Origin of the sequence: Kitasatospora sp. NPDC004669, from assembly GCF_040609455.1 — a bacterium.
Classification (GTDB): Bacteria; Actinomycetota; Actinomycetes; order Streptomycetales; family Streptomycetaceae; genus Kitasatospora.
The window spans coordinates 1-10,265 of record NZ_JBEXKB010000138.1 but is presented as its reverse complement, the minus strand read 5'-3'; the positions used below and the strand labels follow the sequence as shown (position 1 = coordinate 10,265).

The window sequence follows — 10,265 nt, the reverse complement described above, 5'->3', positions numbered from 1 at the left end:
GTCAGCTTCGCCCGCCTTGCCTTCTGGTTGTTGAGCCACACACCCAGGGCGAAATGCGATACGACCACCTGCTCCTCACCCCCTGGCCCAGTCTCGGTGCTTCGACTCGCCTGAGGTCAGGCGAGGTTGGCGAGCGCCTCGTTGAAGGTCTTGGACGGGCGCATCACGGCCGCGGCCTTGGCCGGGTCCGGCTGGTAGTAGCCGCCGAGGTCGACCGCCGAGCCCTGGACGGCGATCAGCTCGTCCACGATCGCCTGCTCCTGCTCGGTCAGTGCCTTGGCCAGACCGTCGAACGCCTTGGCCAGCTCGGCGTCGGCGGTCTGCTTGGCCAGCTCCTGGGCCCAGTACATGGCCAGGTAGAAGTGGCTGCCGCGGTTGTCGATGCCGCCGAGACGACGGCTCGGCGACTTGTCCTCGTTGAGGAAGGTGCCGGTGGCGCGGTCCAGGGTGTCGGCCAGCACCTGGGCGCGGGCGTTGTCCGTGCTGGAGGCCAGGTGCTCGAAGCTGGCGGCCAGCGCGAAGAACTCGCCCAGGCTGTCCCAACGCAGGTAGTTCTCCTTGACCAGCTGCTGGACGTGCTTCGGGGCGGAGCCGCCGGCGCCGGTCTCGAACAGGCCGCCGCCCGCCATCAGCGGGACGACCGACAGCATCTTGGCGCTGGTGCCCAGCTCCAGGATCGGGAACAGGTCGGTCAGGTAGTCACGCAGCACGTTGCCGGTCACCGAGATGGTGTTCTCGCCGCGGCGGATGCGCTCCAGCGAGAACCCGGTGGCCTCGACCGGGGACTTGATCTCGATCTGCAGGCCGGTGGTGTCGTGCTGCGGCAGGTAGGTCTTGACCTTCTCGATCAGCACGGCGTCGTGGGCGCGGTTCTCGTCCAGCCAGAACACGGCCGGGTCGCCGGTGGCGCGGGCGCGGGTGACGGCCAGCTTGACCCAGTCCTGGATCGGCGCGTCCTTGGTCTGGCAGGCGCGGAAGATGTCGCCCGGCTGGACGGCCTGCTCCAGCACCACGTTGCCCTCGGCGTCGACCAGGCGGACCGTGCCGGCGGCCGCGATCTCGAAGGTCTTGTCGTGGGAGCCGTACTCCTCGGCAGCCTGGGCCATCAGGCCGACGTTCGGCACCGAGCCGATGGTGGCCGGGTCCAGGGCGCCGTGGGCGCGGCAGTCGTCGATGACGGCCTGGTACACGCCGGCGTAGCTGTGGTCCGGCAGCACGGCGAGGGTGTCGGCCTCCTGGCCGTCCGGGCCCCACATGTGGCCGGAGGTGCGGATCATGGCCGGCATCGAGGCGTCGACGATGACGTCGCTCGGCACGTGCAGGTTGGTGATGCCCTTGTCCGAGTCGACCATGGCCAGGGCCGGGCCCTCGGCCAGCTCGGCCTCGAAGGAGGCCTTGATCTCGGCACCCAGGTGCGGCACGTTGTCGAGGCCGGCCAGGATGCCCCCGAGGCCGTTGTTCGGGTTCAGACCGGCGGCGACCAGCACCTCGCCGTACTTGGCGAAGGTCTTCGGGAAGAAGGCGCGGACCACGTGGCCGAAGATGATCGGGTCGGAGACCTTCATCATGGTGGCCTTGAGGTGCACCGAGAACAGCACGCCCTCGGCCTTGGCGCGGGCGACCTGGGCGGCCAGGAACTCGTTCAGGGCGGCGGCGCGCATCACCGAGGCGTCGACGACCTCGCCGGCCAGCACCGGGACCTTCTCCCGCAGCACGGTGGTGGTGCCGTCCTGGCCGAGCAGCTCGATGCGCAGGGCACCGTCGGCGGCGATCACGGCGGACTTCTCGGTGCTCGCGAAGTCGTTCTCGCCCATGGTGGCGACATTGGTCTTGGAGTCGGCCGACCAGGCGCCCATGCGGTGCGGGTGGGTCTTGGCGTAGTTCTTGACCGACAGCGGGGCGCGGCGGTCCGAGTTGCCCTCGCGCAGGACCGGGTTGACGGCGCTGCCCTTGACCTTGTCGTAGCGGGCGCGGACGTCCTTGCCCTCGTCGGTCTGCGGGTCGTCCGGGTAGTCCGGCAGGGCGTAGCCCTGGGCCTGCAGCTCGGCGATGGCGGCCTTCAGCTGCGGCACGGAGGCCGAGATGTTCGGCAGCTTGATGATGTTGGCGTCCGGGGTCTTGGCGAGCTCGCCCAGCTCGGCCAGGGCGTCGCCGATCCGCTGCGCCTCGGTCAGACGCTCCGGGAAGCTGGCGATGATGCGCCCGGCCAGGGAGATGTCGCGGGTCTCCACCCGCACACCCGCCGTCGAGGCGTACGCCTGGACCACCGGCAGGAACGAGTAGGTCGCCAGGGCCGGAGCCTCGTCGGTGTGCGTATAGATGATGGTCGAGTCAGTCATCGGTACTCCGCTTCACGTCTCCAACGTCTTGACGTCAAGATATCTCGTCCCGGGCCCCTCGCTCCACCTCCCCCCGCCCCGGAGTGCGCGCCGGTCGGATCCGGGGGGTGCTCCGACGGTCGCGACTGCGGCCGTATCCACCGTGGTCCGCGGCGGGACGGGAGGCAAGCGGAGCGCTCCCGGGCCGTCCGGATCAGGTGCCGGTCGGGCGGTGTTCGGGTCGCACCCGGGCAGTGTTCGGGCGATCGCGAAAGTGGTGTAGTCCAATCGAGTGAGTCGGGTGTCAGGAGTGCGTCAACGCACCACCCCATTCGGTCAACGCTGCGTCAGGACGGGCGACGCCGCGCCCGACCCGGCCTAGCGTCGAGGAAGCAGTTCCGGCAGGCACCATCACCCCACTCGGGAGCATTCGCATGGCCCGCGTCGTCTGGCACGTTCCGGTCACCGCCACCACCACCGGCACCGGAAGCACCACCGCCCTCCGTCTGTTCCGCCTGCGCGACGGCCGCCGCTGTGCGGTCGGATTCTCCAGCCCCGAGGCCCTCGCCGCCCTCCTGGGGCCCGACCAGGCCTACACCGAGATCGGCGAGCCCGCCCTGCGCGACCTCACCGCCCCGCTCGGGGTCGACACCCTGGTCCTGGACCCGCGGCTGGTCGCCCCGCCCGTCTCCGTACCCGCCGCGCCGCGCACGCCGGCCCCGACCGCACAACTGCAGCACCGGTGACGGCCCCGCTCCATCTGGTCCCGGCTGGCCCCGAGGCCGCACCGGGACGGCCCGCGCAGGCCCGGGTCCTGCACGCGATCGCCCGGGTCAGCTACGGGCCGGTCCCGCTCGACTTCGACCGGCTGGCGGCGGAGTTCCCCGCCGTCCAGAGCGGCCTGGCCCTGGCCGGGGACGCCGACCTGGAGCTCCGCCTGGCCTGCACCGGGCCGGAGGAGTTACGGGCGGTCGCCGCCGCGCTCCAGCGGGCGGGCGCCGCCAAGGTGCGGATCGACCTGGTGCTACGGGCGCTGACCCCGCAGCCGGTGACCCTGCGGCCGGTGCCGTGAGCACCGGCTTCAAAGAGGCCCGCGCCCTCAGCCCTCCTGGCCGGGGCGCGGGTCCGGATTGACCGCCTGCCCGTCGACGGGGTCGCCCCAGGCGTCCTCACCGTCGGCGTCGACGCAGTAGCCGCTGCCCTCGACATGCCCTCCCGCGGCACGGCACTGCTCGGCGGTGACGTCGCGCTTGCCGCTCGCCGCCGCGAAGGCGGCGGGGGCGGTGGCGCCGGCGGTGAGGAGGACGGCGGTCGTGGTCGTGACGGCCACCCGGGCCAGGAGTGAGGAGTTCATGCGGCCACGACAGCACGGCGGCGTGCGCCCGGCGACCACGACTCGCCGCCCGGGTACACGCCGCCGCCTCGGTCGCTACGCCCGCGCCAGCGCCGCGATCGCGGCCAGCAGCAGCGCCGAACCGGCCACCAGGGCCGCGGTGAACGGCTCGCCGAGGAACAGCACCCCGATCACCGCCGCCGTCGCCGGCTCCAGCAGCACCAGCACCGATGCCGTCGCGCCCGGCACGGCCGTCAGGCCGCGGAAATACCAGCGGTAGGCCAGCAGCGTCGGCACCGTCCCGAGGAACAGCAGCGCTCCCCCGGTCACCGCCGGGTTCCCGGCGGTCGGCAGCACGCCCTGGACGGCCGCGAACGGCAGCAGGCAGAGCAGCCCGGTGGTGAAGGCTCCGGTGCTGGCGCGGGCCGAGCCGCCGCCCCGGGCCCACAGGGTCAGCCCGCTCTGGCCGGCGCCCGCGAGCACCGCCAGAGCGACGCCCAGCGCCGGGCGCGGCCCGGCGGCCGGTGCCGCCACCAGCAGGGCCAGCCCGCCGAGCGCCGGCACCACGGCGGCCACCGCCCGCCCGGTGAGGCGCTCGCCCAGCAGCAGGTGCCCGCCGAGGCTGGTGAGTACCGGCCCGGCGCCGATGGTGATCAGGGTGCCCAGCCCCAGGCCCGCGTACTGCACGGAGCCGAAGTACGCGCACTGGCTGACAGCCAGCCCGAGCCCGGTCGGTACGGCGGCGCCACGGCGGCCGCCGCCCCTCTCACCGGAGGGCAGCAGCGCCAGGCAGAACGCCGCGACGCCGAAGCGCCAGCAGCAGACGGCCACCGGACCGAGTCCGCTGGTGCGCAGCAGCAGCGCGGCCACGGCTCCGCCCACACCCCAGGCGACGGCGGCGGCGGAAATGGACAACAGGCCGTGCCGGAACGGCACGGCGGCGTAGGAGGTCATGCGTCGGTACTCCACGATGGATCGCCGGTTCAGGTCCGCGGGGTACGCGGGCGGCAGCCATCGCCCCGGAAACGGCGGGCAGTCCCGCTCGGCCGGGTCGGGTGAAGTACGCCGCCCGCTAGCGGACCGGCGGCGGGAGGATCACGAGACGCACGAGGGCCAGCCTACGCCGCCCGTCGGTGATCTTTTCCGGCCCGCCCGGGCCGACTACGGTCGAGCGGGAACACCCCCGGGCGAAGGAGCACGCGCGATGGAGCAGCTGACGCACGACGAGGTCAAGGCCGCCGGGCAGCGGATCGCCGGGCGGGTTCGGCAGGTCGCGGTGGCGCCGGGTGACGACGGCGGACGGATCTGGCTGGCCCTGGAGTTCCTGCAGCACACCGGCAGCTTCAAGGCACGTGGCGCGCAGAACTTCCTGCTCGCCCACGCCGAGGCGGGCGCCCTCCCGCGAGCCGGGGTCACCATCGCCTCGGGCGGCAACGCCGGGCTGGCCTGCGCCTGGGCGGCACGCGAACTCGGTGTCCGGGCAAGGGTGTTCCTGCCGGAGACGGCCTCGCCGGTGAAGCTGGCGCGGCTGCGCTCGTACGGTGCCGAGGTACGGCTGGTCGGCCGGGAGTACGCGGAGGCGCTGGCGGCCTGCCAGGAGTTCGCGGCGGACAGCGGGGCGCTGGCTTCACACGCGTACGACCACCCGCTGATCGCGGCCGGGGCGGGGACGGTCCTGGAGGAGATCCGCGCCCGGGTGCCCGAGCTGGACACGGTGGTGGTGTCGGTGGGCGGCGGCGGGCTGTTCGCCGGGGTCGCGGTCGCGGCCCGCGAGCACGGCATCCGCGTGGTGGCGGTGGAGCCGGGGGGCAGTCGGGCCCTCAACGCGGCGCTGGCGGCGGGCCGTCCGGTGGACGTCCCGGTCGCATCGGTGGCCCAGGACGCGCTCGGCGCCCGCCGGGCCACCGCCCTCGCCGTGCACGCCGCCGGGCACGAGGGCGTCCGCTCGGTACTGGTGTCCGACGACGCCATCGTCCGGGCCCGGCGGCAGCTGTGGGACGGCCATCGGATCGCCGTCGAGCACGCCGCCGCCACCGCCCTGGCGGCACTGGACCAGGTGGACGGCGAGTGCATCGCCGTCCTGCTGTGCGGCGCCAACACGGATCCGTCGGACCTTGCGCAGTAGCAGGGCCGTCACGCCGTTCACGAGTTGACGGATCATCGTCCTGCCCGGGTGGCGGGCAGGAGGCACTCGACAGCGCTCCGACCGCCCCCGCGCCGCCGGCCGGACGGAACGGGTGCAACGCCGCCGACCTCGCGGCGGCCGGCGGGAGCATCCCCGCCTCCACCTCGACGACCGGCACCTCCGGCACCCTCGTCGACCTGTCCGGTACGGACAACGGCACGCCGGTGACCGTGACCGGCCGATGGCACGCGCGTCATCGTCTGCACCGCCACCGTCAAGACCGATACCCCGCCGCCGACCCCGACCGTCCTATCCGTCCCGGCGCCGGTGGACGCCACCGGTCCGGACGGCGCCACCCTCAGCAGCCACCTCGTGCCGGCCGCCGACCCCGACGCCGGCGCCACCACGCGGGTCACCGTCCACGTGAAGGGCGCCGCGGAGCAGATCGACGACCTGGAGGCGCCGCTGCGCGGCCTCGGGACGCCCGGTCGCGCCCCGGCGGTGAAAATCAAGATCGCCGAGCGCGCCTTGCGGGACGGCTTCACCGGGGAGGCCTGGCATCAGCTCGGCAGCTTCGTCCGGGAGGTCCAGGGCGAGAGGGGCGAGCGCCTGACGGCCGACCAGCGGGCTCAGCCGATCGCCGACGCCCGGCGGATCCAGGCGGTCCCCAGCCATCACTTCCCGCCACTGAAGGACTGAACTCACCGCACCCACACCACATTTGATGATGACCGAGCGAAGAGGTCCCGCTCTTGCGACCACTCGGAGCGCGGGACCTTTTTTCCTGACAGGCGCGAGGAAAAAGATCATCAGAGTTCTCACTCGATGGATCACGCAGAAGTCGAGAGCCCCCCCTCGTCAGCGCGGAACCCGATAGGCGCCCCGAGGCCACACGGCCCGAATCAGGGGCCCTCGGCACGGGCAGCGAGGCCGACAATGTGGCACCCCGTCATTCCGGTCCAACGCCGCAGGCACGCCAGAGGGCGCCAAAAGGGTGAGCAGGGGTCAGTCGCCACCCGAAAGACCCAATCCAAGCCGTCAACTCCCGCTTGAATCAGGCACTTTGAGAAATCTGATAGCCGACCATATCGACCTCCGAAAACAGGGTCAGGGCGCCCCGCGTCCCCCATTTGGCCCCCGTCATCAACCATTCGGCACGGATTGATATGACAGTCCTTCAAGCGGCCAGTACGTTCATATGTGTCGGCACCAAGCCGATCCAGTCGAGACAGGAGAAGTTCCATGAACAAGATGACCACCGCCATTGTCCTCGCGGCAACGGCAGGCGTGGCCGTCACCGGCATCACCTACGCGTCGGCCGCATCCGAGCCGGTGGCGAAGGCCGCGCCGGTCGTCCAGAAGGCGGCCCCGGCGGCTGCTCCCGCGGCGGCCGTTCCCGCCCAGGCGCTGCTCGACGGCGGCGGGAAGGGCAACGAGGGCAAGGGCAACGAGGGCCGCGAGGAGCGCCACGAGCGCCGCGAGCACCGCGAGCACCGCGAGCGGGGCGTGATCCACGTCAACGAGCGGTCGTACTCCGCCGACGACTTCGGCTGCATCACTGTGGTCAGCGGCCTGGGTGCCAAGTCGCTGAACATCCGCAACGACAGCTGGCGCGAGGTCGAGGTCTTCAGCGGCGCGGTCTGCGACAACGGCGCCCCCATCGCCACCGTCGGGCCCCACAGCTCCAGCGACGGTGTTCACCCGAAGCGCGTGCACGAGGGCATCGAGGTCGACGACGGCGTCGTGGGCAGCTTCCGGGTCGTCCACCGCTTCCACGGCGGCGAGGGCTTCGGCGAGGGCCGTGGCGAGGGCCACGGCGAGGGCCACGGCGGCGGGGAGTTCCGGAACTGAGCCCGACCGGAACTTCCGGACCTCAACCCGACCGGGACTTCCGGAGCTGAACCCAACCGGGACTTCCGGAACTGATCCAACGGCATGACTGGAGCCCCGGCCCGCCGAAATCGGGCCGGGGCACCGACATGGCTATTCTCCTACAGGTTTACGCGTCCTGCACGCGGGTGATGTCGGCCGGGGTCGCGCATAGCGGCCACCCGGCGGATCCAGGCGGTCCTCGACTGCCACTGCCCGCCGACGAACGGCTGAATCCGCTGGACGCACGGCACGTCCGGTGACGACTGTGCGGAGGTCCCGTGCTCCGATCGATCGGAGCACGGGACCTCTTTCATGGCACCGACATTGACGTCGCGTCACGCAGGGTCCGCTTCCCGCGAGTCCGCACACGGCGCGCCCTGGCATGCCGACCTGTCGGCCGATGCCCCAGCCGCACGGCAGCCGCCGCGCCACGTCGATCCGGGCCGGCTCACCGCGCGGGGCGTCCGGCTCGGGCGCGACCAGCCGGACGACGTCGACGTCGCGCAGCACGCACGTACAGCCGCCGCAGCACGCGCCACGAGACCCGACCGGATGAGGCGCAGGAGCGGGCGAGGCGGACCGTCGACCGGTCATCGATCCGAGCCGACCGCATCACTATGCAGCGATCACCATCCCTATGAAACGCGTGACCGCCAATAATGCACCCTCGCCAGCCGATGCTCAATTCAGGCTCAAATTCTGAACCTACCCGCGAGTCACGTAATCCGCCGGAAACTGCACCACCCCCTACCTGCAGGGTTATCCGGCAAAGAAAGTAAACATTCAGTAATGAAATCTGTGCAGAGGTCTATGAATAGCCCTACTGTGTGGCAACTCTCCAGCGCTCCGATTGCCGGAGCCCCCACACACAGAGAGATCGCCCATGGCTTCCCTCAACCAGATCTCGCCGCCTGGCCAGAGCACCGACTCCGGTACCACCCACCGGTCGCTCAACCGCCACGTCGGCCTCATCGGCCTCATGTGGGCCTCGGTCGGCTCGATCATCGGCTCCGGATGGCTCTTCGGCGCGAAGAACGCCGTCACCGCCGCCGGCCCGGCAGCAGTCATCTCCTGGGGCATCGGCGCCGTCGCGATCGTGCTGCTCGCACTCGTGCACGCCGAGCTCGGCGGGCTCTTCCCGGTATCGGGCGGCACCGCCCGCTACCCGCACTACGCCTTCGGCGGCCTGGCCGGCATGTCCTTCGGCTGGTTCTCCTGGCTGCAAGCAGCCACCGTGGCACCGATCGAGGTCGAGGCCATGATCAACTACGCCAAGGACACGCCCTGGGCCAGCGGGCTGCTGAACGCCGACAAGACCCTCACCACCAGCGGGTTCATCGTCGCGACCGTACTGATGGCGGTGTTCGTCGCGGTCAACTTCCTCGGCGTGAAGGTCCTCGCCCGGACCAACAGCGTCGCCACCTGGCTGAAGATCTTCGTTCCGCTGCTGACGATCTTCCTGCTGGCGATCACCAGCTTCCACGGCTCCAACTTCACCTCGCACGGGTTCGCCCCGTTCGGTGCCAAGGGCGTGCTCGCCGCGATCAGCACCAGCGGCATCATCTTCGCGCTGCTCGGCTTCGAGCAGGCCATCCAGATCGCCGGTGAGAGCCGCAACCCCAAGCGCGACATCCCCCGCGCCGTCCTCGGCTCCGTCGCCATCGGCACCCTGATCTACACCCTGCTGCAGGTCGTCTTCATCGGCGCCCTGCCGATCAGCGCCTTCGCCAACGGCTGGGACAAGCTCGACTTCCCCGGGATCGACGGCCCCTTCGCCGGTCTGGCCACCCTGGTCGGCCTCGGCTGGCTGTCCTACGTGCTGAAGGTCGACGCCGTGATCTCCCCCGGCGGCACCGGCCTGATCTACACCACCTCCACCTCGCGCATCTCCTACGGCCTGAGCCGCAACGGCTACGCCCCGCAGAAGTTCGAGCAGCTGGACAAGAACGGCGTGCCGTGGTTCGGCCTGATCATCTCCTTCGTGACCGGCGTGATCTGCTTCCTGCCGTTCCCGAGCTGGCAGGAGCTGGTCGGCTTCATCACCTCCGCCAGCGTGCTGATGTACGCCGGCGCCCCGCTCGCCTTCGGCGCGCTGCGCCGCCGCCTGCCGAACCGTGAGCGCTCCTACCGGCTGCCGCTCGGCGGGGTCATCTCCCCGGCCGCCTTCGTGGTCTCCAGCCTGATCATCTACTGGTCCGGCTGGCAGACCCTGTCCCGCCTGGGCATCGCCATCGTGATCGGCTACGCCCTGCTCGGCAGCTACGCCGCGTACGCGATCAAGAAGGGCCTTCCGAACGCGCCGCGGCTGAACTGGAAGGCCGCCCAGTGGCTGCCGGTCTACCTGCTGGGCCTCGGCCTGATCTCCTGGCAGGGCGGCTTCGGCGACGGCACCGGCCGGATCCCGATGTGGTACGACATGGCGCTCGTCTCGGTCTTCGCCCTCGGTATCTACTACTGGGCGATCCGGGTCGCCCTGCCGGCCGAGGAGATCGAGCGGGAGGTCGCCGACGTCGAGGTGGTCGACGCGGGCGGCCACTGATCACCCACCGATGACGGGACGGGCCCGGCGGTCGCAGCTGGACCTCTGACGGAAACGGGACGGGCCCGGCGGTCGCAG

The 10,265-nt window shown here is 71.4% G+C and carries 9 protein-coding genes; 6 read left to right on the top strand and 3 right to left on the bottom strand.

From position 1 onward, the window contains the following. Window positions 1-116 precede the first annotated feature (116 nt). Complete coding sequence (locus tag ABZW30_RS45245; RefSeq protein WP_355677178.1) at window positions 117-2,339, bottom strand: NADP-dependent isocitrate dehydrogenase; 2,223 nt, start codon at window positions 2,337-2,339, stop codon at window positions 117-119. Window positions 2,340-2,752: 413 nt separating this feature from the next. Here ABZW30_RS45245 and ABZW30_RS45240 point away from each other — a divergent pair, with 413 nt between their 5' ends. Both ABZW30_RS45240 and ABZW30_RS45235 read left to right on the top strand, forming a co-directional pair. Then, on the top strand, window positions 2,753-3,064 hold the full coding sequence (locus ABZW30_RS45240; protein WP_355677177.1) for an SAV_915 family protein: 312 nt from the start codon (window positions 2,753-2,755) through the stop codon (window positions 3,062-3,064). Continuing rightward, on the top strand, window positions 3,061-3,390 hold the full coding sequence (locus tag ABZW30_RS45235) for a hypothetical protein (protein ID WP_355677176.1): 330 nt from the start codon (window positions 3,061-3,063) through the stop codon (window positions 3,388-3,390). The genes ABZW30_RS45240 and ABZW30_RS45235 overlap by 4 nt, the downstream gene beginning before the upstream one ends. Before the next feature lie 27 nt (window positions 3,391-3,417). On the opposite strand, the gene ABZW30_RS45230 is transcribed toward ABZW30_RS45235, so the two are convergent. Together ABZW30_RS45230 and ABZW30_RS45225 are read right to left on the bottom strand one after the other, a co-directional pair. Next, window positions 3,418-3,672: a hypothetical protein gene (locus ABZW30_RS45230; RefSeq protein WP_355677175.1), complete on the bottom strand. Its 255-nt coding sequence runs from the start codon at window positions 3,670-3,672 to the stop codon at window positions 3,418-3,420. 75 nt (window positions 3,673-3,747) lie between these two features. Beyond that, window positions 3,748-4,605 (bottom strand): DMT family transporter, encoded by an 858-nt coding sequence (locus ABZW30_RS45225; RefSeq protein ID WP_355677174.1) that lies wholly within the window; start codon window positions 4,603-4,605, stop codon window positions 3,748-3,750. Window positions 4,606-4,855: 250 nt separating this feature from the next. On the opposite strand from ABZW30_RS45225, the gene ABZW30_RS45220 reads away from it, so the two are divergent. From ABZW30_RS45220 to ABZW30_RS45205, 4 genes are all read left to right on the top strand, one after another. Then, window positions 4,856-5,776, top strand: coding sequence for a serine/threonine dehydratase (locus ABZW30_RS45220; RefSeq protein ID WP_355677173.1), 921 nt, complete (start codon window positions 4,856-4,858; stop codon window positions 5,774-5,776). A 327-nt stretch (window positions 5,777-6,103) separates the two neighbouring features. Then, the gene (locus tag ABZW30_RS45215) at window positions 6,104-6,475 is read left to right on the top strand and encodes a hypothetical protein (protein WP_355677172.1); all 372 of its coding nucleotides are present in this window, start codon (window positions 6,104-6,106) and stop codon (window positions 6,473-6,475) included. Window positions 6,476-7,018: 543 nt separating this feature from the next. Then, window positions 7,019-7,627, top strand: coding sequence for a hypothetical protein (locus ABZW30_RS45210; protein WP_355677171.1), 609 nt, complete (start codon window positions 7,019-7,021; stop codon window positions 7,625-7,627). Window positions 7,628-8,531: 904 nt separating this feature from the next. After that, window positions 8,532-10,187 (top strand): APC family permease, encoded by a 1,656-nt coding sequence (locus ABZW30_RS45205; protein WP_355677170.1) that lies wholly within the window; start codon window positions 8,532-8,534, stop codon window positions 10,185-10,187. Window positions 10,188-10,265 lie beyond the last annotated feature (78 nt).

What these genes read in the sequence shown, in the direction of transcription:
- ABZW30_RS45225 (WP_355677174.1), bottom strand. Translation starts at nt 4,605, where the DNA reads ATGACCTCCTACGCCGCCGTGCCGTTCCGGCACGGCCTGTTGTCCATT.
- ABZW30_RS45220 (WP_355677173.1), top strand. Translation starts at nt 4,856, where the DNA reads ATGGAGCAGCTGACGCACGACGAGGTCAAGGCCGCCGGGCAGCGGATC.
- ABZW30_RS45205 (WP_355677170.1), top strand. Translation starts at nt 8,532, where the DNA reads ATGGCTTCCCTCAACCAGATCTCGCCGCCTGGCCAGAGCACCGACTCC.
- ABZW30_RS45240 (WP_355677177.1), top strand. Translation starts at nt 2,753, where the DNA reads ATGGCCCGCGTCGTCTGGCACGTTCCGGTCACCGCCACCACCACCGGC.
- ABZW30_RS45245 (WP_355677178.1), bottom strand. Translation starts at nt 2,339, where the DNA reads ATGACTGACTCGACCATCATCTATACGCACACCGACGAGGCTCCGGCC.
- ABZW30_RS45210 (WP_355677171.1), top strand. Translation starts at nt 7,019, where the DNA reads ATGAACAAGATGACCACCGCCATTGTCCTCGCGGCAACGGCAGGCGTG.
- ABZW30_RS45230 (WP_355677175.1), bottom strand. Translation starts at nt 3,672, where the DNA reads ATGAACTCCTCACTCCTGGCCCGGGTGGCCGTCACGACCACGACCGCC.